The sequence below is a fragment of the Nitrospirillum viridazoti CBAmc genome (assembly GCF_000730165.1).
Classification (GTDB): Bacteria; Pseudomonadota; Alphaproteobacteria; order Azospirillales; family Azospirillaceae; genus Nitrospirillum; species Nitrospirillum viridazoti.
Genome location: NZ_CP022110.1, coordinates 487482 through 508279 on the forward strand (window position 1 = coordinate 487482; position 20798 = coordinate 508279).

Here is a 20798-nt window from a genome sequence, read left to right on the forward strand (position 1 = left end):
TACCCTCACAGGAACCGTTCCCGGGCGGCGGCCACGGCCGCGCGCACGCGTTCAGGGGCCGTCCCGCCGAAGCTGGTGCGGCTGGCGACGGAGGCTTCCAGGCTCAGCACGGCATAGACCTCCTCGGTGATGCGGGCGTCCACGCCGCGCATGACATCCAATGGTACGTCCGACAGGCCGCAGGCCCGTTCCTCCGCAAGCCGGACGATGCGGCCGGTGACATGATGCGCCTCGCGGAAGGGCAGGCCAAGGCGGCGCACCAGCCAGTCGGCCAGGTCGGTGGCGGTGGGGAAGCCCGCCTCCACCGCGCGGCGCATGGCCGCCGGGTCGGGCGTCATGTCCTGGATCATGCCGGTGGTGGCCGCCAGGCACAGCGCCAGCGTGTCGTCTGCCTCGAACACCGGTTCCTTGTCTTCCTGCATGTCCTTGGAATAGGCCAGCGGCAGGCCCTTCATGACCACCAGCAGGCCCGACAGGGCGCCGATGACACGGCCGCACTTGGCGCGCACCAGCTCGGCCGCGTCCGGGTTCTTCTTCTGCGGCATGATGGAGCTGCCGCTGGTGAAGGCGTCCGACAAGCGGATGAAGCGGAACTGGGTCGTGCACCACAGCACGATCTCTTCCGCCAGGCGCGACAGGTGCATGGCGCAGATGCTGGCGGTGGCCAGATAGTCCAGGGCGAAATCGCGATCGGACACGGCGTCCAGCGAATTGGCCGTGGGCCGGTCGAAGCCCAGGGCGGCGGCGGTGGCGGCCCGGTCGATGGGATAGGGGGTGCCGGCCAGGGCGGCACTGCCCAGCGGGCATTCGTTCAGGCGGGCGATGGCGTCGCGTGCCCGGGCGCGGTCACGGCCCAGCATCTCCACATAGGCCAGCAGATGGTGGCCGAAGGTCACCGGCTGGGCCGTCTGCAGGTGGGTGAAGCCCGGCATGATGGTGTCGACATGGCGCTCGGCCTGTTCGATCAGGGCCGCCTGCAGCGCCTTCATGTCGCCGTCCAGGCGCTGCAGGGCGCCGCGCACCCACAGCTTGAAGTCGGTCGCCACCTGGTCGTTGCGCGAGCGTGCGGTGTGCAGGCGGCCGGCCGGTTCGCCGATCAGTTCCTTCAGGCGGGACTCCACGTTCATGTGGATGTCCTCATGCTCGGTCTTGAAGACGAAGCGGCCGTCGCGGATCTCCTCGGCCACCTGGTCCAGGCCCGTCAGGATGGCGTCGGCGTCGTCCTGGGTGATGATGCCCTGGGCCGCCAGCATGGCGGCGTGCGCCTTGGACCCGGCGATGTCCTGCGCCCACAGCTTCTTGTCGAAGCCGATGGACACGTTGATGCGCTCCATGATCTCCGACGGGCCACGGCTGAAGCGGCCGCCCCACAGCTCGTTCACCGCGCCGCCTGCTGCGGCATTCTGGTCGGGCGTGGCGTTTTCCGGGGTCGCGGGAGTTGACGTCATCGGGGGTCGGGGACCAATTGTAGCGGGGCCGGCGTAGGGGCCCGGTGAACGAGGGTGATGGCAAGAATGGCGATTTTGCGGTTTCTCGCAAGGATTGGCGTGGTCGCGTCGGTCGTTTTCTGCGCTGGTGCGGCATGCGCGGCCGGTAATGCGGCCCCTGTCCTGAAGGGCGGCATCACCCCCTTCACCGAAACGCCGGACCATCCGCAGGTTCCCGACCTGGCGCTGACCCGCCCCGACGGCAGCGGCATCCACCTATCGGACCTCAAGGGTCATCTGGTGCTGCTGAACCTGTGGGCCACCTGGTGCGCCCCCTGCGTCCAGGAACTGCCGTCGCTGGACAAGCTGCAGGGCACCATGGGTGACACCTCCGGAGGCAAGGGGGGCTTTGAGGTCGTGGCCCTGTCGCTGGACCGGGGCGGTGCGCGCGTGGTGACGCCCTTCATCCAGAACCATGGCATCACCCACCTGTCGACCTGGCTGGACCCCAAGAGCACGGCCATGTCGGTGCTGAAGCCCCGCGGCCTGCCCACCACCCTGCTGATCGACGCCCAGGGGCGCGAGATCGGCCGCCTGGAAGGCGACGCCGACTGGAATTCGCCCGAGGCGCAGGCCCTGATCAAGTTTTATAAGAAATAAAAAAACCCGCCTCCCCTGCGAAGGGGGGCGGGCTTTTTGTTGAAGTGAGCTTAGCGCCTGGGGCCCCCTAACGGGTGGGCCTGGGCGTATCGCCGGAATAGTCGTAGAAGCCGCGGCCCACCTTGCGGCCCAGCCAGCCCGCCTCGACATACTTCACCAGCAGCGGGCAGGGCCGGTACTTGCTGTCGGCCAGGCCCTCGTACAGCACCTGCATCACCGACAGGCAGGTGTCCAGGCCGATGAAGTCCGCCAGTTCCAGCGGTCCCATGGGGTGGTTGGCGCCCAGCTTCATGGCGGTGTCGATGGCCTCGACCGAGCCTACGCCCTCATACAGGGTGTAGACCGCCTCGTTGATCATGGGCTGCAGCACGCGGTTGACGATGAAGGCGGGGAAGTCCTCCGACACGGCGGGGGTCTTGCCCAGCTTGAACGTCAGTTCGCGGATGGCCTGATAGGTTTCCTCATCCGTGGCGATGCCCCGGATGATCTCCACCAGCTGCATCACCGGCACTGGGTTCATGAAGTGCATGCCGATGAACTTGTGCGGCCGGTCGGTGCAGGCGGCCAGCCGGGTGATGGAGATGGACGAGGTGTTGGTGGCCACCAGCGCGTCGGCCTTCAGGTGCGGCACCAGATCCTTGAAGATGCCGCGCTTGATGTCCTCGTTCTCGGTAGCGGCCTCGATCACCAGGTCGCAATCGGCCAGCGTCGACATCTCCGTGCCGGTGGAGATGCGGGCCAGGGCCTCATCCTTTTCCAGCTCGGTGATCTTGCCCTTTGAGACTTGACGGTCGAGGTTCTTCTCAAGGGCCTGCATGGCCCGAGAGAGCGACTCCGGGCTGGTGTCCATCAGCCGGACCGTATGGCCGGACAGCGATGTCACGTGGGCGATGCCCGTGCCCATCTGCCCCGAACCGATGATGCCGATCGTGCGTATCATGGTGTCTGTCCTTGCAAGGCCACCCTGGCGGGGTCCCCCGATACTGCCAGGGGACCCTTAACAAGAGGTAGATTAGGGTGCTGAACGGGCTGAATCAGCCCGCCTTGCCCAGTTCCGAGGTCAACTCAGGCACGGCCTTGAACAGGTCGGCGACCAGGCCGTAGTCGGCGATCTGGAAGATCGGCGCCTCCTCGTCCTTGTTGATGGCGACGATGACCTTGCTGTCCTTCATGCCGGCCAGGTGCTGGATGGCGCCCGAGATGCCCACGGCGATATAGAGCTCCGGCGCCACGATCTTGCCCGTCTGCCCGACCTGGTAGTCGTTGGGCACGAAGCCGGCGTCCACCGCCGCGCGCGACGCGCCCACGGCCGCCCCCAGCTTGTCGGCCAGGGCCTCCAGCAGGGGGAAGTTGTCGCCCGACTGCATGCCCCGGCCGCCCGAGACGATCACCCGGGCCGACGTCAGCTCCGGCCGCTCGGACTTCGATACCTCCTGGCTCACGAACTTGGACAGGCCGGCATCAGCAGCGCCAGCGGCGGCCTCGACGGCTGCGCTGCCGCCCGTGGCGGCCACCGCCTCGAACGCCGTGCCGCGCACCGTCGCCACCTTCACCGGGTCCGACGACTGCACGGTGGCGATGGCGTTGCCGGCGTAGATGGGCCGGGTGAAGGTATCGGGGCTTTCCACGCCGGTGATGTCGCTGATCTGCGCCACGTCCAGCAGGGCCGCGACGCGCGGCGCCACGTTCTTGCCGAAGGTGGTGCTGGGGGCCAGCACGTGGCTGTAGCCGCCGCTCTTGACCAGGCCCACCACCAGCGGGGCCACGTTCTCCGCCAGGCCGTGCGCCAGCTCGGCGGCGTCCGCCGTCAGCACCTTGGCGACACCGGCGACCTTGGCCGTTGCCTCGGCCACGGCACCCACGCCCTGCCCCCCGTCACTGTATCCAAGCACCAGCACATGCACATCGCCGCCCAGTTTGGATGCGGCACCCAGGGTGGTCAGCGTCGGGACCTTCACACCCTCCACCGAGGGCTCAGCGATAACAAGAGTCGTCATGGTCAGATCACCCGCGCTTCGGTCTTCAGCTTGGCCACCAGCTCCTGGACGGAGCCCACCTTCACACCCCCGGCCCGCTTCGGCGGCTCCGCCACCTTCAGCGTCTTCAGGCGCGGCGTCAGGTCTACGCCCAAGCTGGCGGCGTCCACCGTCTCCAAGGGCTTCTTCTTGGCCTTCATGATGTTGGGCAGCGAGGCGTAGCGCGGCTCGTTCAGGCGCAGGTCGGTGGTCACCACCGCCGGCAGCTTCAGCTCCACCGTCTCCAGCCCGCCGTCGATCTCGCGAGTGACAGCAATGGTACCTTCAGCCGGCACCACCTTGCTGGCGAAGGTGCCCTGGGCCCAGCCCAGCAGGGCCGCCAGCATCTGGCCGGTCTGGTTGGCGTCGTCGTCGATGGCCTGCTTGCCCAGGATGACCAGGCCCGGCTGTTCCTTCTCCGCCAGCGCCTTCAGCGCCTTGGCCACGCCCAGCGACTGCGTCTCCGCGTCATTCTGCACCAGGATGGCGCGATCCGCCCCCATGGCCAAAGCCGTGCGCAGCGTCTCTTGCGCCTGCGTCGGGCCCACGCTCACCACCACGATCTCGGTGGCCTTGCCCGCCTCTTTCAGGCGCACAGCCTCCTCAACCGCGATCTCGTCGAACGGGTTCATCGACATCTTGACGTTGGCCGTCTCCACACCCGTGCCGTCCGCCTTCACGCGAACCTTCACGTTGTAGTCAACGACCCGCTTGACCGCGACCAGTATCTTCATGTCTCAAGCCATCCTTTGGCACTTCTTGGAGGGCGCCCGCCCGGTGTGACGCTCCACCCTCGATCTGGCGGGTTCTGGTTATTTTCCCCGTCCGGCGGATCGAGCCATACGGACGTGGTCGGCAAAAATAGGATTGTCCCACAAAGCTGTCAACGCTGCCCTGTTGCACTGCAATATGGCCTAAACCCAAGGGTTTAACGACCCTCACGGTTGGCGCCGGGCACCCATAGGACGTCGCCGGCCCCCCTGTCATTGACATGGCGCGACAGCACGAACAGAAAATCTGAAAGTCTATTCAGGTACTTGAAGGCCGCCGGGTTCACCGGTTCCCGCTCCGCCAGGCTGGCCACCAGCCGCTCCGCCCGGCGGGTGACGGTGCGGGCCTGGTGCAAAAAGGCGGCGGCGGGGGTGCCGCCCGGCAGGATGAAGGAGGACAGCGGCGTCAGGTCGGCGTTCAGCGCGTCGATCTCCCGCTCCAGCCGGTCGACTTGGGCATCGACGATGCGCAGGGGGGGGTATTTGGGGTTTTCCTGCTCCGGCGTGCACAGATCGGCGCCCAGGTCGAACAGGTCGTTTTGAATGCGGGACAAATAAGTGTCCGCCGTCGTTCCGGCGGTGTGCAGGCGGGCCAAGCCGATGGCGGCGTTGGCCTCGTCCACCGTGCCATAGGCCTCAACCCGCAGGTCGTGCTTGGCCACGCGGCGGCCATCCCCCAGCGAGGTCTGGCCCGTGTCGCCACCCCGTGTGTAAATGCGGGTCAGTGTGACCATGCCGCCCCGCGCGCCGTCATGCGTGGTGGCTCAAGGCCAGCGCCGTCAGGATGAACAGCACCACCGCCAGGATCTGCAGGCGGATGCGCCACCACATCAGGCGGTTACCCGTGGTGCCGGCCTTGTCGCCGCCCCGGGCCATGGTGAACAGGCCCAGGATCAGGACGCCCAGCACGGCCAACATGGTGGCGCCCAGGCAGAAGAAGAGGAACGTGCCCATGGCCGCGATTATAGCGTGCGCTGGTGCGCTTGCCCATCGGCTTGGGGGGCCATTCCTCCTCGGGGATCACGCGCTTTCCCGCAAGCGGGCGGCGAAGGTTTGCGCCCCTTCGCGCAGGCGCTGGGCCTGAAGCCCCAGGTCGCCGGATGACTGGCTCAGACGGCCGGCCGCCGCCCCCGTCTGCCGGGCGGCGTCGGTCACGTGGCTGATGTTGGCCGAGACGCTGGCGGTGCCTGTGGCCGCCTGGGCGATGCTGCGGGCGATTTCCCGGGTGGCGCTGCTTTGTTCCTCCACCGCACTGGCGATGGAGGTCGCGATCTCATCCATGCCGGCGATGACGCTGCCGATCTGGCTGATCGCTGACACCGCTTCTTCCGACACCTGGCGGATGGCGCTCACCTGGGCGGAAATCTCCTCCGTCGCCTTGGCGGTCTGGGTGGCCAGGGTTTTGACTTCGCCCGCCACGACGGCGAAGCCCTTGCCCGCCTCGCCGGCCCGCGCCGCCTCGATGGTGGCGTTCAGGGCCAGCAGGTTGGTCTGGCTGGCGATGGTGTTGATCAGGCTCAGCACGTCGCCGATGCGCGCAGCGGCGGCCACCAGGCCGCGCACCGCGCCGTCGGTGCGCCGGGTCGTTTCCATGGCCTGCGCCGAAATCTTGTTGGATTGCACGACGCGGGCGCTGATCTCGGTGATAGAGGCCGACAGTTCCTCGGTGGCGCTGGCCACCGACTGGACATTGCTGGCGGCGCTGCCGGCGGCCGTGTCGGCCTGCGTGCTTTCCGCCAGCGACTGGTCGGCCGCTTGCGTCAGCAGGCTGGCGTCCTGGCGCAGCCCGCCCACGGCCCCGCCGATGCCATCAATGACGCCGGCCATGGTGTCGGTGAAATTCTGGGCCAGGCTTTCCAGCACCCGCTGCCGGTCCTTGCGCCCTTCCTCGATATAGACGGAGATGGCCAGATCCATGTCCAGCATGACGGCGCGCAGCAGGGCCTGTTGCAGGCGGGCCACGTCCAGGCGCGGCCGCAGCCAGGCGAAGGGCCCGCGCCGGTCCATGCGCGTCACCATGGCCAGCAGCTCGCCGGTGATGAAGGCATAGCCGCCGATGTACCAGCGCGGCTCCAGCCCCAGGCGGTTGTGGGCGCGGCCGACGCGGATGACGCTGTCCAGGTAGGTGGCGTCGAAGGTGCCGGTCACGATGGCCGCCCAATGGCGCATCTGCATGTCCTTCACGTGCGACAGGTGCTTGTCGCCGCCGAAGAGTTTGAAGATCTCCGGCTGGTTCCGCAGCCTGGCGTAGAACCGGTCCAGAATCGCGGGCAACTCGCGTTCGACATGCGGGCGCAGGCCGCGCAGCGCGTCCCGGGTCGCGGCGTCGATTTCCAGGAAGGCCAGGCGTTCCTGGAACTGGCGCTGCATGGAGTCGTCGCCGGCGGTCATGATTTTCTCCTGGTCATATCTGCGGCGCTGGGGAACAGCGTGCGGCCAGGTTAAAATCGTGCGGGGTTGATGAATCATCCGTAAAGACAACTGGGGCCCCGGCCCGACCCTAACCTTTTGGCAATAGTAACTGATATAGATCAACCGGGGCCTTTTTGCCGCGACGGGCGGCATTGCATCCGTCTCGTGGCCGGGCTAAACCAGGGCATGGCCTTCATCCGACACATCCGGGCGTGCAACACCCACGACGCGACGGCCTTCCTGCCCTTCGCGGTCAACGGCCGGCCGGTGGGCCATGTGCGTCACGCTTTCGCCGACCGGGTGGCCGGCCTCAGCGACGCCTTCCGCCTGATGGGCGGAGCGGCGCCCCTGCTGGACCTGCTGCCCCCCGATCCCGCGCGCCGCAGCCAGGCGGTGGCCGAGGTGGTGGCGGTGCTGGTGGCGGAGGGGATGGTGCCCCCTTTGCGGGGGGAGGATTTCCCGGTGCTGGCGCAGTGGGGCCAGCTGGAACTGCTGAAAATCGATCGGGCGGCCATTCCCGGTTTCGGCGTGCGCGGCTTCGGCCTGCATGTGAACGGCTATGTGCCCGGCCCGGACGGGCGCATCGAGATGTGGGTGGGGCGCCGCGCCCGCGACCGCGGCGTGGCCCCGGGCAAGCTGGACAACATGGTGGCGGGCGGTCAGCCGGCCGGCCTCAGCCTGGCGGAAAACCTGGTGAAGGAGGCGCATGAGGAGGCGGGGCTGGACCCCGGCCTGGCCCGTGCCGCTGTGCCGGTGGGCGCCATCACCTATGTCTTCGACACGGTGGCCGGCCTGCGGCGCGACACCCTGTTCTGCTATGACCTGGCGCTCAGCCGCGACGTCATCCCGCGCAACACGGACGGCGAGGTCGAGGCCTTCGAGCTTTGGCCCTTGGCCCGCGTGGCCGACAGCGTGCGCACCACCGACGACTGGAAGTTCAACGTCAACCTGGTGGTGATCGACTTCCTGATCCGCCACGGCCAACTCAGCCCAGATCACGAGCCGGATTACATGGATTTGGTGACGGGTTTGAGGGCGGTGGATTGAAGCGCGACAGCTTCTCCGCCGGCGCTTGAGGCGCCTAAATAGGACGCGACCGCGTCCGCCGGAGCGAGCACCGCAGGGCGCAGCGAGGACCAGCCAAGGGGCGGATGCCCCGCCGGCGCTTGAGGCGCCTAAAAAAGCGCGTCGATCGCGTCCTGATCCAGCGTGGCCTGTTCGGTGGCGCCGTGGACGATGGCGCTGCCCCGGTCCACCAGCTTCTGCAGGCGCTGCCAATAGTCTGTCGCCAGGAAGCCCAGCATCTCCGGCGAATCCTGTTCCGCCTCCAGCGCCACCACCGCCTCGGCGATGGTCGCGTCCAGCTCTTCCACCACGCGGTCGAAGGGCTGGCGGTATTCCGGCGGCACATGGTCGTAGGCGTCGATGGCCAGTGCCGCGAAACCCAGGCCGCTGCCCTCAAAATGCTGCTTGTAGGTCTTGGGGTGCCAGGCGCGGATCTCGTCCAGCATCTCCGGCATGTCGCCCAGCATGGATAACAGCATGATCACTTCGTTGAAGTGATTGAAGTAGTCCGTCGACAGCAGGGTGTTGCCGTCTATCGTCGTGTCTTTGACGAGGGTGCGGTAGTGGGCGAGGGTATCGGCATCAGGCATGGCGCGTTCTTACCACGGGGCCTTCCGTCTGGGTGGCGAAAAATTCGCTAAAAAGCGAAGCGTGTGCGCATGGCTAGATGAGCGCGACCCATTCTTGATCAAGTCGATTCCCGATCAAGGCGTTTCCATGCCCAGGCGACGACAGACCTCGGCCGGTGTGGCGCCGCTGTCACGCAAGGCCGCCAGGCTGGCGGCCCCGTCGCGCTTGGCCAGCCGTTCGCCCCGCTCGTTCATCAACAGGCGGTGGTGGTGCCAGGTGGGCACGTCCAGGTGCAGCAGGGCTTGCAACAGGCGATGCACGTGCGTCGCCTCCATCAGGTCCCGCCCCCGTGTCACCAGGGTGACGCCCTGCAGGTGGTCGTCCACCGTCACCGCCAGGTGATAGCTGGTGGCGACGTCGCGGCGGGCCAGCACCACGTCGCCCAGGATGCCCGGCTGGGCCGCCTGGGGGCCGGCCTCGCGGTCGGTCCAGGTCAGCGGCCCGGTCTGGCGGGCGGCCGCCGCGACATCCAGCCGCAGGGCGTGCGGCGCGTCGGCGGCCAGCAGCTCGGCCCGGCGGCCCGGGTCCATGTGGCGGCAGGTGCCGGGATAAAGCGGTCCCTCCGGCCCGTGGGGTGCGGCCCCGGCCCGCGCGATCTCGTCCTGGATGTCCTTGCGCGAACAGAAGCAGGGGTACAGCACGTCCAGGCCCGCCAGCCGGTCCAGGGCCGCGCGGTAGTCGGCCATATGCTCCGACTGGCGGCGCACCGGCTCCGGCCAACTCAGGCCCAGCCAGCCGAGGTCGCGGGTGAACGCCTTCTCGAACGCCGGCCGGCAGCGGTTGGGGTCGATGTCCTCGAAGCGCAGCAGGAAGGTACCGCCCGCCTTCTTCGCGGCATGCCAGCCGAACAGGGCGGAATAGGCGTGGCCCAGATGGGGCAGGCCGGTGGGGCTGGGGGCGAAGCGGGTGACGGGCTGGTCCATGTCCCCTGATACCATCGGCGGGCGGCCGTTGCCCATCCCTGCCCCCGTCAGTCCCAGCAGCGTGGGGCCGAGTCGCGCGGGTGGTGCGTGCCGATCGGGTCTACAAAAAGGGGTACGCCAGGCTATCGGCCCCACATCTTGTGGGTAGCGGTATGACGTTATCGTGAAATAGCGGGCCCCCCACGAAGGCGAGGATTGCCGAGAGAGACGGGAAAGGCTAATAAGACGGTGATTTCTGGCCGTGGGTTCGGCCCGCGGCCGTCCTCGGGAACGGTGCGGGGGTGGTATTGTCTCCACCACTAGACAGTTGTCCGGCCTTGGTGCTGAACGCCGATTTTCGGCCGCTCAGTTATTTCCCCTTGTCCCTCTGGTCCTGGCAAGACACCGTCAAGGCGGTCTTCCTGGACAGGGTCAATATCATTTCCGTCTACGACCGCGTCGTCCGGTCGCCCACGGCGGAAATCCGAATACCCAGCGTCATCAGCTTGAAGGAATACATACCGGCGACGCGAAGGCCGGCCTTCACCCGCTTCAACGTTTTCCTGCGCGATCACTTCTGTTGTCAGTATTGCGGTGAGCCTTTCCCCACCCAGGAACTGACCTTCGACCACGTCATCCCACGCTCCCGCGGCGGACGCACCACCTGGGACAACGTCGTCACCTCCTGCTCCGCCTGCAACCTGGCCAAGGGCAACCGGCTGCCCCACGTGTGCGGCATGATCCCCTTGAGTCCCCCCTTCCAGCCCACGGTCTTTCAGCTGCAGGAAAACGGCCGGGCCTTCCCGCCCAACTTCCTGCACGAGAGCTGGCGCGACTTCCTCTATTGGGACACCGAGCTGGATCCGTTCTGACGGTTTCAGCGATGGGGCGCCGTACAGGCCAGGATCCAGTCCTGGAAGGCCCTCACACCCGGCGTCAGCGGTTTGGAGAACAGCCGCGTCAGCCAATAGCACCCGGTATCCACCAGCACGTCGAACGGCTGCACCAGCCTGCCCTCCGCCAACTCCCGCCGGAACATGGCGGGTGGCGCCAGGGCGACGCCTTCCCCCACCATGGCCGATTGGATCATGAGGGTGGAGGCGTCGAACAGGGGCCCCCGCGCCGGGATGCCGGGCACGCCGGCGGCTTTCAGCCAGGCCGGCCAGTCCTGCGACCGATAGGACCGCAGCAGCGGATGCGCGGCCAGGTCGGCCGGCGTTTTTAGAAGGGCGGCCAGGGCCGGCGCGCACAGCGGCGTCATGGGCGCGTCCACCAGGCGGTGCGCCTCGACGCCATGCCAGGCGCCGTCGCCGAAGCGGATGGCCAGGTCCAGGCTCTCGGTCCACAGGTCGACCTTGTTGTTGTTGGTCATGATGCGCAGATCGACGCGCGGATGGTGGGCCCGGAACGCGGCCAGGCGTTCGAACAGGAAGCCCACAGCGAAGGTGCCGACCACGCCCAAATTGACGATCTCCGCCGGGCCCGTTGCGCTGACGGCGTCCAGCGCCCGCTCCATCATGGCGAACGCCTCCAGGATCGTAGGCGCCAGGGCCTGCCCCTCATCGGTCAGGATCAGGCCCCGGGTGCTGCGGCGGAACAGGCTGACGCCCAGTTGCTCCTCCAGCCCGCGCACCTGATGGCTGACCGCCGATTGCGTGACATGCAGTTCCGCCGCCGCGCGGGTCAGGCTCAGATGCCGGGCCGCGGCCTCGAAGGCCCGTAGCGCGTTCAAGGAAATGGCGCTGAGCGGCATGGGGCTCGTCCTTAGAAAAACTCAAGATCGCGCCAAGGTATCGTCGTTTGCGCCGACAATCAAATGCTGGAATTTTAAGGCATTACCGACTGACGGGGGCGGGGTGTCCTGAGAAAAGCGCGGGGTACGTCCCGCTTTTCGCGAGTGCCACTCCCTCGTTTCCAGCCATGCGCCCACGTTTGCGACCTGCCGGCCCACGCCGGCGGGGAGGTGCGCCCATGTGCCTGTGCCAAGAGCATATGAAAGGGGGAACAGGGTGAAGGGCAGGGGGGTTCGAAACGCGGTCATTGCCGGCCTCGCCGTCGCCGCGCCATCGGCGCTGGCGCAGACGGAAGTCACCGTCACGGCCACCCCGCCGGAAGCCGTGCGCCTGGACGACCGCACGGTTTACGACCTGGCCGGCAACCTTCAGGCCAAGGGGGGCGGTAGCGTCGCCGAGGTCCTGACCGCCCTGCCCGCGGTCAGTGTCGACCCGGCGGGCAAGGTCCGCGTGCACGGCGCCGCCGTCACGGTCATGGTCGATGGCAAGCCGTCGGCGGCCTTGCGCGGCATGCCCTTGGCGACGGCCCTGCAATCCATGCCGGCCAACACCATCGCCAAGATCGAGGTCATCACCGACCCGGGGCCGGAGTTCCGGGGGGATGCCGGCATCATCATCAACCTGGTCACGCGCAAGCCGCGCAGCCCGGCGGCCAAGGCGGACCTGGGGGCGGGTATCGGTCCGCAGGGGCGGCGCAGTGGCTCCGCCGCCGGCTCCTTCGGGGTGGGCGCCTGGGCGTTCAGCGGGTCGGCCGACGTGCGGGACGACATCCGCTACGACCTGTTGGATATCGACCGCACGGCCAAGAGCGCGGACGGATCGGCCGCCGGCCGCTTGGTGGAGCATCGCTCCACCTTCGTGCCCTACACCAACACCACCGGTACCCTAAGCGTCTCCTATGCCGCTTCGGATCACGACACCGTCAGCCTCAGCGGGGAAGGGGCCCTGCGCCACCGGCCGCGCCAATATCGGGATGACCTCGGCGTCTATGGTCCCGACGGCGGCGTGACCAGCCGCAGCGTCACCCAGGACTGCGCCCCGCAGCATTTCGACCACGCCTCCCTGACCGGCGATTACGTCCGCAAGGGCGTGATCGGCGGCGACACGCTGAGCGTGAAGGCCAGCCATGAGGATCATGAGACGCTGCGCGACCAGACCGATGACCAGCTCTTCCAGGTTCCCGCGTCTGTTGAGGACATCTATCGCCAGCGGCACACCGAACGTGAGCTGATCGATACTGTCAGCGGCGATTATGTCCTGCCGCTGCCCCGGGAAGGGCAGCTCAAGCTGGGCTTCGAGGTCGAGTCGGACCGGGTGCAGTCGGCCTATCAGGCGGGGGCGGTGGGCGGTCCGGATGACGGCGGGTTCGGCGCTACCCCCGCCGCGCGCTTCGGCCTCAACCGCACCCTCAGCGCCGGCTATGCCAGCTACCAGCGCTTGCTGGGCCCCTGGCTGGTCAAGGGCGGGCTGCGGGTGGAGTCGATGGCGACCCGGTTCCTGACGGGGACGGGCGGCATGCCGGACTCGAGCGACCTGCGCTGGCTGCCCAGTCTATCCCTGGGCCGGGACCTCAGCCCCGAAAGCCGCCTGACGTTCAGTTACACCCGGCGCATCGACCGGCCGACGACCGAACAGCTGAACCCGCTTCAGACCATCGTGGGCGCGACCACCATCCTGGGCAACACCGGCTTGCGGCCCAGCCGGACGGACTCCGTGGCGGCCGGCTACACCTACACGGCGGCGAAGGTGACGGCCAGCGGCAGCCTGTACGCGCGCCATCTGACCGACGATATCGTGGACTACCGCTATGCCGCCGCACCGGGCGCCACGACGCTGGTATCGACGGTGGAAAACGCGGGCAGCGGCACGTCCGCCGGCCTGGACTTGGCGGTGGATTTCCATCTGGGGCCGGACTGGGCGGTCGGCCTCAGTTCCGACCTGTCCCTCCTTCGGGAAACCATGCCGGTCGGCGGGGGGCTAATCGGTGGGGAGAATTATACCGGCACCCTGTTCACGCACCTCAGCAAGATCAACCTGACCTGGACGCCGGAGGAGGGCGACCGCCTGCAACTCCAGGCGCAACTGCATGGCCGATCACTGGAGGCAGGCGGTACGCGGTCCGGCTATCAGTCGATGACCTTGTCCTATGGCCATGACGTGACGTCCCGGCTGAAATTGATCGTCACCGCCAATGACGTGTTCAATGGCGTGCGGCGCGTGACGTGGATCGACACGCCGCAGTATCGGGAACGGTCGGAATTGGCCGTGCCGGGGCAGATCGTCTATCTCAGGCTGACGTACAGGCTGGGTGGCGACGAGAATAAGGCGGGCGCCGCCGGGAAATGATCAGACCCGTTCCGCCACCCAGATGACGGCGCGGGTGCCTGCCTTGATCAGGGTGTACAGCACGGGGTAGCCGGTGGTCAGCTCGGCGTCATGGGCCAGGCCGATGTCGCGGTGCTCCAGCTCCTCGGCCCGGAATTGCTCGATGGTGGCCTTCAGCTCGGATTCACCCGGACCCAGGCGCTCCGCCTGCTCGGCATAGTGGGCGTCGATCGCTTCCTCCACCGCCACGGTGCAGGCCATGGCCGCGCGTTCGCCCATCAGGGCGGTGGCCGCACCCAGGGCGTAGCCGGCCACCTTCCACAGCGGCTGCAGGGCGGTGGGACGGACCCGGCGTTTCACCATCATCTGGTTGAAGGTGTCGAGGTGGACGCGCTCCTGCTCCTCCATATGGCGGATGGTGGCGCCCACCGGGCTCTTGCCCAGCACCGACAGCTGGCCGGCATAGATGCGGGCGGCGCCGTACTCGCCCGCCTGGTCCACGCGGATGATGCGGGCGATCTGCGCCTCGGTGCCCAGGTCGCCCGGCAGGGGGCGGCGGGCCAGGCGCTCAACCGGTTTCGGGGCAACCGGTTTCGGGGCAACCGGCTTCGGGGCGGCTGGTGTCGAGGTGGCGGTCATGGCTGCCTCCCTCAGGCGCGCTTGGCGCCGGCCCGGGCGGCGGCCCAGGCCACCAGGCCCAGGACCAGCGAGGCCGGGAAGTTGAAGGCGGCCATGGAGATGCCGTGGAAGGTCCACTGTGCCTCGTCACAGCGCACCAGCGGGGCGGACAGCAGGCGCTCGCGCAACTGATCCAGCGTCAGGTTCTTGGGCATGCTGCTGCTGCAGGTGGTGAAGCCTTCCCACCAATGCTGCTCCACCCCGGCGTGGAAGCCGGCGATGGCGGCACCCGCCAGGAAGGCCAGCCCGCCCAGGACCAGCGAGGCGGTACGGAACCGAGGGTTCGCCAGGCCGGGCAGCAGCGCCACGATGGCGGCGACATAGGCCCAGCGCTGCCACATGCAGAACTCGCACGGGTGCAGGCCGCCGACATACTGCGACAGCAGCGCCGTGCCCAGGGCCCCGACCGATGCCAGCACCAGCGCCGCCTGCGGCAGGCGGGGATGGGCCAGCGGGGACGGGGCGGCGGTCGGGCTGGGCGCGTAGGCGGTCATGGCGGTGGTCCGAAGATCGGGGAGGTCAAAGGCTCAATGCAGATGCACATATTTGAGAAGCACGAAGCCGCCAACCAGCAGCACTAAGAACAGGGTGGTGACCAGCGTCAGGCGCTTCTCGATAAAAGTGCGGATGGGCTCGCCGAATTTCCAGAGCAGGGCGGCGACCAGGAAAAAGCGCAAACTGCGGGAAATCAGCGAGGCGACGACGAAGCTGAGCAGGTTGAAATTAAAAGCGCCGCTGGCAATGGTCACTAGCTTGAAGGGGATAATCGTCATTCCTTTGCCGACGATGATCCAGAATCCGTTGGAAATGCCAAGCCATCCTGCATCGTTGTAGCCATCCTTCAGCCCGTTGAAGGCTGCCATAAGATGCAACGCCTCCAGTATCCGCTGCCCAATGGTGTCCATGAAGAAGTGGCCGATGGCGTAGCCCAGGAAGCCGCCCAGGACGGAGGCGACGGTGCAGACCGTGGCCAGGAAGAAGGCGCGGCGCCGGTCGGCCAGGATCAGCGGGATCAGCAGCAGATCCGGCGGGATGGGAAAGACCGAGCTTTCGATGAAGGAAATACCCGCCAGGGCCCAGACGGCATGGCGGTGGCCGGCGAGGGCGAGGGTGCGGTCATAAAGGCTACGCAGCAACGGGCATCTCCGACAGCGGGGCCCCATCCCTCATGGCGACAGGCCAAAGGGCGGTGGGGCCGGGCGCTACCCGTCTATCAGGTGCGCCCCGCGCCCGCAACCGCCGCCCCCGCCCCGCCGCGTGTCAACCCCGTGGCGCCCCCCTATGGCGCCCCTGCGATCCGCCGGCCTCATGCGGCGCTTGACCACCGGCTTTCTATCGCTATGATCCGCCGCACGCTTGAAAGCGCCCGGTGCCTCCGTGGCGAAATGGTAGACGCGGCAGACTCAAAATCTGTTGGCCGCAAGGTCGTGTTGGTTCGAGTCCGACCGGGGGCACCACTTCCATCCTTTGAAATCGCTGACTGTCAAAGATGGCCCTCCCCGGGCCATTTTTTGTTCCGCGTCCCGTGCCTCGCTGTCGCACCCGACATGACAGCGCAATGTTAAGCGGTTAATTTGGCAGCCTTCTCCAGATCGGGACCCCCATGACCGCCTTTCGCCGCCTGTGCGCCGCCGCCTTCGTCTCCACCGCCACCCTTGCCCTCACCGCCGGCCCGGCCCTGGCCTGGGGGCCGAACGGGCATGCCATCGTCGGCGACATCGCGCAGGATCGGCTGACGCCCAAAGCCAAGGCGGTGGTGGATCAGCTGCTGTCGCTGGAGGGGCATCACACCCTGGATGAGGTGGCGAGCTGGCCGGACACCGTGGGCCACCTGCCCAAGGACAAGGGCGGCCTGCCCGACACGCTGCCGTGGCATTATGTCGACGTGCCCACCGACCAGCCGGCCTACGACCCTGCCCGCGACTGCGCCGACGACAACTGTGTCCTCGCCCGACTGCCGGAGCAGGTCCGCATCCTGGCCGACACCAAGGCGGCGCCCGAGGCGCGGCTGGCGGCGCTGAAATGGGTGGTCCACCTGGTGGGCGACCTGCACCAGCCCCTGCATGCCGCCGAGCGCAACCACGACAAGGGCGGCAACGACGTCAAGGTCCGCTATTTCGATGAGGATCGGAACGGCCACCTGAACCTGCATTCGGTCTGGGATGGCTCCATCGTCGACCGCGAGCTGGGCCTGTCGGTGAACAAGGACTACTCCATCGATCTGGCCAAGGCCAAAGCGGCGGCGGCCACGCTGGAACCCGGCATCACCACCTATGACGCCAAGGCCTGGACGCCGAAGACGCCGCCCACCAAGCCCCCCTTCAAGGGTGCCGGCTTGGACAAGGCGGTGCAGGCCTGGGGCGAGGAAAGCCATGGCCTGGCCCGCGACGTGGTCTACGGCCTGCTGCAGGCGCCGGAATCCGATGGGGTCGAGCGCCTGGCCCAGGGTTACGAGACCGCCGCCTGGCCGCTGGTCCGCATGCGCCTGGAAATGGCCGGCGTGCGCCTGGCCTGGGTGGTGAACCGGGCGGTGGGGTACTGAACCCACGGTCCATCCGCACCTGACGGAAGCGAAGATTCGGCGCGGCGGCCCACGGTGATCGACGCCGGCGGCTGAGGCCATGGTTTGGCGATCGATCTGCTTTATCAGATAATATTCGCACCGATTACTTGATGTGCGTCAAATAGGGGGACCAATACGAGAGAACAGTTGCGAAGGAGCCGGCGCGGGATTTTCATGGAGGCACAAAGGTGGAGGTGTCCCATGACCCAGTACAGCACCTATTCCCTCGTCTTGAGGGAGCACATAGCGGATCTCGACCCCCTCATCGACCGGTGGACCAGCGGGCATTTCCGGCTGACCGGCGCCGCCCATGACGAGGCCGAGGAATTCGTGGATCGCCTCAAGGATCTGCGGGCCGAACTGGCCAGCCGCATCGCGCGGCCGGATCTGGAGGGTCGCATGACCCCCCAGGTCGCCGACGGCATGACGGTGCGTTAGCGGCGGTCCCGGAGTTCCCCATCCCCCCGCGTCCGTCCCCTGGCCAGTCCTGGTGACGGACGCGGGGCCGGGTGGGCTTTGTGCCCGATGCCCGCCCGATATCCGGTCGTCAGCGCGCCGGGTCGGCGGTCAGGCCCAGGTAGCGGTCGGCCCGGTGGTTCATGGCCACGATCATGTTGGCGACAACCGCGCCCATGACCGACAGGGCCAGGCGCTGCGGCGTCAGCACGAAGCAGGCGGCCGTCAGGATGGCCGCGTCCAGGCCCAGTTGGACATAGCCGGCGCGGATGCCGAACCGTTCCTGCAGGTACAGCGCCAGGATGTTGATGCCGCCCAGCCCGATGCGGTGGCGGAACAGGATCAGCAGGCCGGTGCCGATCAGCCCGCCGCCGGCCAGCGCCGCGTAGACCGGGTTCAGTACGGCGAAATCCACCCAGCCGGGCGTCAGCCGCGTTTCCACCGTGACCAGGCAGACGGCGGCGAAGGTGCGCGCCGTGAAGCGCCAGCCCATGCGCCGCCAGGCCAGGACATAGAAGGGCAGGTTCAGCACGAAGAAGAACAGCCAGAATCCCTGGTCGGTCACATAGTGCAACAGCAGGGCCAGGCCGGCGATGCTGCCCACCAGCAATGTCGCCTTGGCATATAGCACCGTGCCCAGCGAGACGAGCAGCGTGCCGATGCCCAGCGCTGCCAGGTCCTCATAAGATTTATGGTGCTGTTGATTGACTGGATTCATCATTTATCAGCCAACGAATACTATTATCATGTCATCTTATATTGAAATGTAACGCGACGTGATCTTCAATGTTCACACGGCAGGTCATCCCCCGGGACGGCCCTCGCGACGTCCGCCATAGGTCATTGCTCCCCTGGCCAAGGTCGTCCGCCGGACGTAGCCGGCCGCACCTAGTCGGACCGCATAGGGGCTGGGGGAGGTTACGGGCTTTCGGCGTAGGGGCCTTGAACCATTGCCCCGTTGCCGATCTCCCCGGCGTTTGAAAGGCTTGAGGGACGCATCACAGCAGGAGGAAAGCCATGAGCACGAACCAGAGCGCCGCGTACGCCCGCATCCTGCAGGAGCGCATCGCCGACCTGGATCCCCTGATCGAACGGTGGAGCAGCGACAGCCTGATCCTGACCGACACCGCCGGTGACGAGGCCGAGGAATATCTGGAACGGCTGAAGGTGGTGCGCGCCGAAATGGCGGGTCGCCTGGGCCGCCCGGACCTGGAGGTGCCCACCCCGGGCATCACCAACAGCATGCTGGCGCGCTGACGGCGGTCAGTGTGCCATCTGGCAAGAGGAAGCGGCCCGGACACCTTCGCCCGGGCCGTTCGCCTTCCTACAGTCCCGCCTCCGGCAGCACCCCGCCGGCCGGGCGGCGCAAGACCGTCAGGCGGCAGTACAGCCAGCCCAAGGCCAGCAGGGCCACGAACACCCCGAACAGCAGCAGGTTGTAATAGATCATGGCCGCCAGGCACAGGCAGGCCAGGCCCAGCGCCACGGCCGGCACCAGGGGATATCCCGGTGCCCGGAAGGGGCGCTGCATGTCCGCTGCGGTACGGCGCAGGCGGAACAGGCTGGCCATGCTGATGATGTACATGACGATGGCGCCGAACACCGACAGGGTGACGATGTTGGCCGTCAGCGGCTGGCCGCCGAAGGCCAGCACCTCGTCGGAAAAGATGGCGGCGATGCCCACCAAGGCGCCCGCGAGGATGGCCCAGTGCGGCGTGCGCCGCGTGGGGTGCAGGCGGCTCAGGCCCGCCGGCAGGAAACCCGCCCGGGCCAGCGCGAAGATCTGGCGGGAATAGCCCATGATGATGCCGTGGAAGCTGGCCACCAGGCCGAACAGGCCGATCCACACCAGCATGTGCAGCCAGCCGCTGTCCGCGCCCACCACCGCCTTCATGGCCTGGGGCAGGGGATCGTTGATGTTGGCCAGGTCGCGCCAGTCGCCCACCCCGCCGGCCAGCACCATGGTGCCGAAGGCCAGGGCCACCAGGGTCAGGATGCCGGCGATATAGGCGCGGGGGATGGTGCGGGCGGGGTCCTTGGCTTCTTCCGCCGCCATGGCCGCCCCTTCGATGGCCAGGAAGAACCAGATGGCGAAGGGGATGGCGGCGAAGATGCCGCCCAGGGCCGGAGCCGAAAGGGGGCCGGCCTCACCCGACCAGCCGTGGGCGGCGAAGTTGCCCCAGGTGAAGCCCGGCGACACCACACCCATGAACACCAGCAGTTCGGCGATGGCCAGCAGGGTGACGCACAACTCGAACGTGGCGGCGATGGTGACGCCGGCGATGTTCAGCGCGGCGAAGACGCCATAGGCGCCCACGGCCGCCAGCTTGGGGCTCAGGCCGGGGAACTGGACATTGAGGTAGGCGCCGATGGCCAGCGCGATGGCCGGCGGGGCGAAGACGAACTCGATCAGCGTGGCGTAGCCGGCGATGAAGCCGCCCAGCGGGCCGAAGGCGCGGTGGCTGTAGGCGAAGGGGCCGCCGGCGTGCGGGATGGCGGTGGTCAGCTCGGTGAAGCTGAAGATGAAGGTGGTGTACAGCACCGCCACCAGGATGGTGGTGGCGAGGAACCCCAGCGTGCCGGCTTGGGCCCAGCCATAGCTCCAGCCAAAATACTCGCCGGAGATCACCAGCCCGACGGCGATGCCCCAGAGATGCCACCCGCCCAGGCTCTTGCTCAGCCCGGCCCCATCCGTCGCCATGCCCCACGCCCCCGTTTCGTTTTCCGGACCAGTATGCCCAGGAAACCTCGGTGTGGGGGAGGGGGATTTGCCCTTGTTTTAGGCGAAGGTGAGAAGGCCCAATGATTGGGCGTCGGTGGTGCCCGCCGTCAGTTGCGCCAGCTGCCGCCGCAGGGCCGCGTTCTCTTCCTCCAGCCGCGTCAGGCGGCGGCGCAGGTCGGATTCATCGGGCGCGCCGGCTTGGTCGCGCCGCCAGCGATAATAGGTCATGCGGCTGACGCCCAGGATGCGCGCCACGTCCACCACCTTCACGCCCTGCTCCAGCAGGCCATCGGCCTTGGCCAGGCACTGTGCGATCTCCTCGGCGGAATGATTCCGTTTCATTGCCCCTCTCCCGCTCTTGGCCCTGTCCGTCCTCTCAA

23 protein-coding genes and 1 tRNA gene are annotated in these 20798 nt (G+C 67.5%); 8 read left to right on the forward strand and 16 right to left on the reverse strand.

Annotation, left to right across the window (positions count from 1 at the left end; translation table 11 throughout):
- Positions 1–5: 5 nt before the first annotated feature.
- Entirely contained in the window at positions 6–1448 is a 1443-nt protein-coding gene (gene argH / locus Y958_RS02390) for an argininosuccinate lyase (protein WP_088870763.1), read from the reverse strand.
- A gap of 99 nt (positions 1449–1547) precedes the next feature.
- On the opposite strand from argH, the gene Y958_RS02395 reads away from it, so the two are divergent.
- Complete coding sequence (locus Y958_RS02395; protein ID WP_004272958.1) at positions 1548–2087, forward strand: TlpA family protein disulfide reductase; 540 nt, start codon at positions 1548–1550, stop codon at positions 2085–2087.
- A gap of 67 nt (positions 2088–2154) precedes the next feature.
- Here Y958_RS02395 and Y958_RS02400 read toward each other — a convergent pair whose 3' ends face one another.
- The 6 genes from Y958_RS02400 to Y958_RS31815 form a co-directional block, all read right to left on the reverse strand.
- Complete coding sequence (locus Y958_RS02400; RefSeq protein ID WP_004272959.1) at positions 2155–3027, reverse strand: 3-hydroxybutyryl-CoA dehydrogenase; 873 nt, start codon at positions 3025–3027, stop codon at positions 2155–2157.
- Between the two features lie 94 nt (positions 3028–3121).
- Positions 3122–4084: an electron transfer flavoprotein subunit alpha/FixB family protein gene (locus tag Y958_RS02405; RefSeq protein WP_088870764.1), complete on the reverse strand. Its 963-nt coding sequence runs from the start codon at positions 4082–4084 to the stop codon at positions 3122–3124.
- A gap of 2 nt (positions 4085–4086) precedes the next feature.
- A complete protein-coding gene (locus tag Y958_RS02410; RefSeq protein ID WP_088870765.1) occupies positions 4087–4836 on the reverse strand; it encodes an electron transfer flavoprotein subunit beta/FixA family protein in 750 nt (249 codons plus the stop codon).
- 194 nt (positions 4837–5030) lie between these two features.
- Positions 5031–5606, reverse strand: coding sequence for a cob(I)yrinic acid a,c-diamide adenosyltransferase (locus Y958_RS02415; protein WP_088870766.1), 576 nt, complete (start codon positions 5604–5606; stop codon positions 5031–5033).
- 16 nt (positions 5607–5622) lie between these two features.
- Positions 5623–5826: a twin transmembrane helix small protein gene (locus tag Y958_RS02420; protein ID WP_050898461.1), complete on the reverse strand. Its 204-nt coding sequence runs from the start codon at positions 5824–5826 to the stop codon at positions 5623–5625.
- Positions 5827–5892: 66 nt separating this feature from the next.
- Positions 5893–7263 (reverse strand): globin-coupled sensor protein, encoded by a 1371-nt coding sequence (locus Y958_RS31815; protein ID WP_211098512.1) that lies wholly within the window; start codon positions 7261–7263, stop codon positions 5893–5895.
- A gap of 207 nt (positions 7264–7470) precedes the next feature.
- Here Y958_RS31815 and Y958_RS02430 point away from each other — a divergent pair, with 207 nt between their 5' ends.
- The gene (locus tag Y958_RS02430) at positions 7471–8331 is read left to right on the forward strand and encodes an NUDIX hydrolase (RefSeq protein ID WP_088870768.1); all 861 of its coding nucleotides are present in this window, start codon (positions 7471–7473) and stop codon (positions 8329–8331) included.
- A 128-nt stretch (positions 8332–8459) separates the two neighbouring features.
- Here Y958_RS02430 and Y958_RS02435 read toward each other — a convergent pair whose 3' ends face one another.
- Entirely contained in the window at positions 8460–8939 is a 480-nt protein-coding gene (locus tag Y958_RS02435) for a hypothetical protein (protein ID WP_004274357.1), read from the reverse strand.
- 114 nt (positions 8940–9053) lie between these two features.
- Positions 9054–9902, reverse strand: a complete 849-nt coding sequence (gluQRS, locus tag Y958_RS02440) for a tRNA glutamyl-Q(34) synthetase GluQRS (protein WP_088870769.1) — start codon at positions 9900–9902, stop codon at positions 9054–9056.
- 281 nt (positions 9903–10183) lie between these two features.
- Here gluQRS and Y958_RS02445 point away from each other — a divergent pair, with 281 nt between their 5' ends.
- Entirely contained in the window at positions 10184–10753 is a 570-nt protein-coding gene (locus Y958_RS02445) for an HNH endonuclease (RefSeq protein ID WP_411861176.1), read from the forward strand.
- Between the two features lie 5 nt (positions 10754–10758).
- On the opposite strand, the gene gcvA is transcribed toward Y958_RS02445, so the two are convergent.
- On the reverse strand, positions 10759–11634 hold the full coding sequence (gene gcvA, locus Y958_RS02450) for a transcriptional regulator GcvA (protein WP_088870770.1): 876 nt from the start codon (positions 11632–11634) through the stop codon (positions 10759–10761).
- Positions 11635–11890: 256 nt separating this feature from the next.
- Here gcvA and Y958_RS02455 point away from each other — a divergent pair, with 256 nt between their 5' ends.
- Positions 11891–14020, forward strand: a complete 2130-nt coding sequence (locus tag Y958_RS02455) for a TonB-dependent receptor (RefSeq protein WP_088870771.1) — start codon at positions 11891–11893, stop codon at positions 14018–14020.
- Here the strand turns inward: Y958_RS02455 and Y958_RS02460 are convergent, their stop codons facing one another.
- Genes Y958_RS02460 through Y958_RS02470 form a run of 3 tightly spaced genes read right to left on the reverse strand, consistent with a single transcriptional unit; the run spans position 14021 to position 15813 of the window.
- Positions 14021–14638: a demethoxyubiquinone hydroxylase family protein gene (locus Y958_RS02460; protein ID WP_088870772.1), complete on the reverse strand. Its 618-nt coding sequence runs from the start codon at positions 14636–14638 to the stop codon at positions 14021–14023.
- Between the two features lie 11 nt (positions 14639–14649).
- Positions 14650–15171, reverse strand: coding sequence for a disulfide bond formation protein B (locus tag Y958_RS02465; protein ID WP_088870773.1), 522 nt, complete (start codon positions 15169–15171; stop codon positions 14650–14652).
- A gap of 33 nt (positions 15172–15204) precedes the next feature.
- Positions 15205–15813: a YqaA family protein gene (locus tag Y958_RS02470; RefSeq protein ID WP_088870774.1), complete on the reverse strand. Its 609-nt coding sequence runs from the start codon at positions 15811–15813 to the stop codon at positions 15205–15207.
- Positions 15814–16048: 235 nt separating this feature from the next.
- On the opposite strand from Y958_RS02470, the gene Y958_RS02475 reads away from it, so the two are divergent.
- The 3 genes from Y958_RS02475 to Y958_RS02485 all read left to right on the forward strand — a co-directional run bounded on the left by Y958_RS02475 (position 16049) and on the right by Y958_RS02485 (position 17678).
- A tRNA-Leu gene (locus tag Y958_RS02475) sits at positions 16049–16134 on the forward strand.
- Between the two features lie 146 nt (positions 16135–16280).
- Positions 16281–17219 (forward strand): S1/P1 nuclease, encoded by a 939-nt coding sequence (locus Y958_RS02480; RefSeq protein ID WP_088870775.1) that lies wholly within the window; start codon positions 16281–16283, stop codon positions 17217–17219.
- A gap of 222 nt (positions 17220–17441) precedes the next feature.
- Positions 17442–17678, forward strand: coding sequence for a hypothetical protein (locus tag Y958_RS02485; RefSeq protein WP_004273001.1), 237 nt, complete (start codon positions 17442–17444; stop codon positions 17676–17678).
- Positions 17679–17787: 109 nt separating this feature from the next.
- Here Y958_RS02485 and Y958_RS02490 read toward each other — a convergent pair whose 3' ends face one another.
- On the reverse strand, positions 17788–18417 hold the full coding sequence (locus Y958_RS02490; RefSeq protein WP_004273000.1) for a YitT family protein: 630 nt from the start codon (positions 18415–18417) through the stop codon (positions 17788–17790).
- Positions 18418–18713: 296 nt separating this feature from the next.
- Between Y958_RS02490 and Y958_RS02495 the strand changes: the two genes are divergently transcribed.
- Positions 18714–18953 carry a hypothetical protein gene (locus Y958_RS02495; protein ID WP_040846647.1) on the forward strand — a complete coding sequence of 80 codons (240 nt, stop codon included), beginning with the start codon at positions 18714–18716 and terminating at the stop codon, positions 18951–18953.
- Positions 18954–19020: 67 nt separating this feature from the next.
- Here Y958_RS02495 and eat read toward each other — a convergent pair whose 3' ends face one another.
- Positions 19021–20397 carry an ethanolamine permease gene (gene eat / locus Y958_RS02500; RefSeq protein WP_088870776.1) on the reverse strand — a complete coding sequence of 459 codons (1377 nt, stop codon included), beginning with the start codon at positions 20395–20397 and terminating at the stop codon, positions 19021–19023.
- A 78-nt stretch (positions 20398–20475) separates the two neighbouring features.
- A complete protein-coding gene (locus Y958_RS02505; RefSeq protein WP_088870777.1) occupies positions 20476–20760 on the reverse strand; it encodes a transposase in 285 nt (94 codons plus the stop codon).
- Positions 20761–20798: the final 38 nt, after the last annotated feature.

Bases quoted from the DNA above. Each gene is read 5' to 3' on its own strand.
- eat (WP_088870776.1), bottom strand. From the start codon at position 20,397: ATGGCGACGGATGGGGCCGGGCTGAGCAAGAGCCTGGGCGGGTGGCAT.
- Y958_RS02420 (WP_050898461.1), bottom strand. From the start codon at position 5,826: ATGGGCACGTTCCTCTTCTTCTGCCTGGGCGCCACCATGTTGGCCGTG.
- Y958_RS02405 (WP_088870764.1), bottom strand. From the start codon at position 4,084: ATGACGACTCTTGTTATCGCTGAGCCCTCGGTGGAGGGTGTGAAGGTC.
- Y958_RS02415 (WP_088870766.1), bottom strand. From the start codon at position 5,606: ATGGTCACACTGACCCGCATTTACACACGGGGTGGCGACACGGGCCAG.
- Y958_RS02430 (WP_088870768.1), top strand. From the start codon at position 7,471: ATGGCCTTCATCCGACACATCCGGGCGTGCAACACCCACGACGCGACG.
- Y958_RS02490 (WP_004273000.1), bottom strand. From the start codon at position 18,417: ATGATGAATCCAGTCAATCAACAGCACCATAAATCTTATGAGGACCTG.
- Y958_RS02505 (WP_088870777.1), bottom strand. From the start codon at position 20,760: ATGAAACGGAATCATTCCGCCGAGGAGATCGCACAGTGCCTGGCCAAG.
- Y958_RS02400 (WP_004272959.1), bottom strand. From the start codon at position 3,027: ATGATACGCACGATCGGCATCATCGGTTCGGGGCAGATGGGCACGGGC.
- argH (WP_088870763.1), bottom strand. From the start codon at position 1,448: ATGACGTCAACTCCCGCGACCCCGGAAAACGCCACGCCCGACCAGAAT.
- Y958_RS02485 (WP_004273001.1), top strand. From the start codon at position 17,442: ATGACCCAGTACAGCACCTATTCCCTCGTCTTGAGGGAGCACATAGCG.
- gcvA (WP_088870770.1), bottom strand. From the start codon at position 11,634: ATGCCGCTCAGCGCCATTTCCTTGAACGCGCTACGGGCCTTCGAGGCC.
- Y958_RS02495 (WP_040846647.1), top strand. From the start codon at position 18,714: ATGAGCACGAACCAGAGCGCCGCGTACGCCCGCATCCTGCAGGAGCGC.
- gluQRS (WP_088870769.1), bottom strand. From the start codon at position 9,902: ATGGACCAGCCCGTCACCCGCTTCGCCCCCAGCCCCACCGGCCTGCCC.
- Y958_RS02465 (WP_088870773.1), bottom strand. From the start codon at position 15,171: ATGACCGCCTACGCGCCCAGCCCGACCGCCGCCCCGTCCCCGCTGGCC.
- Y958_RS31815 (WP_211098512.1), bottom strand. From the start codon at position 7,263: ATGACCGCCGGCGACGACTCCATGCAGCGCCAGTTCCAGGAACGCCTG.
- Y958_RS02435 (WP_004274357.1), bottom strand. From the start codon at position 8,939: ATGCCTGATGCCGATACCCTCGCCCACTACCGCACCCTCGTCAAAGAC.
- Y958_RS02460 (WP_088870772.1), bottom strand. From the start codon at position 14,638: ATGACCGCCACCTCGACACCAGCCGCCCCGAAGCCGGTTGCCCCGAAA.
- Y958_RS02410 (WP_088870765.1), bottom strand. From the start codon at position 4,836: ATGAAGATACTGGTCGCGGTCAAGCGGGTCGTTGACTACAACGTGAAG.
- Y958_RS02480 (WP_088870775.1), top strand. From the start codon at position 16,281: ATGACCGCCTTTCGCCGCCTGTGCGCCGCCGCCTTCGTCTCCACCGCC.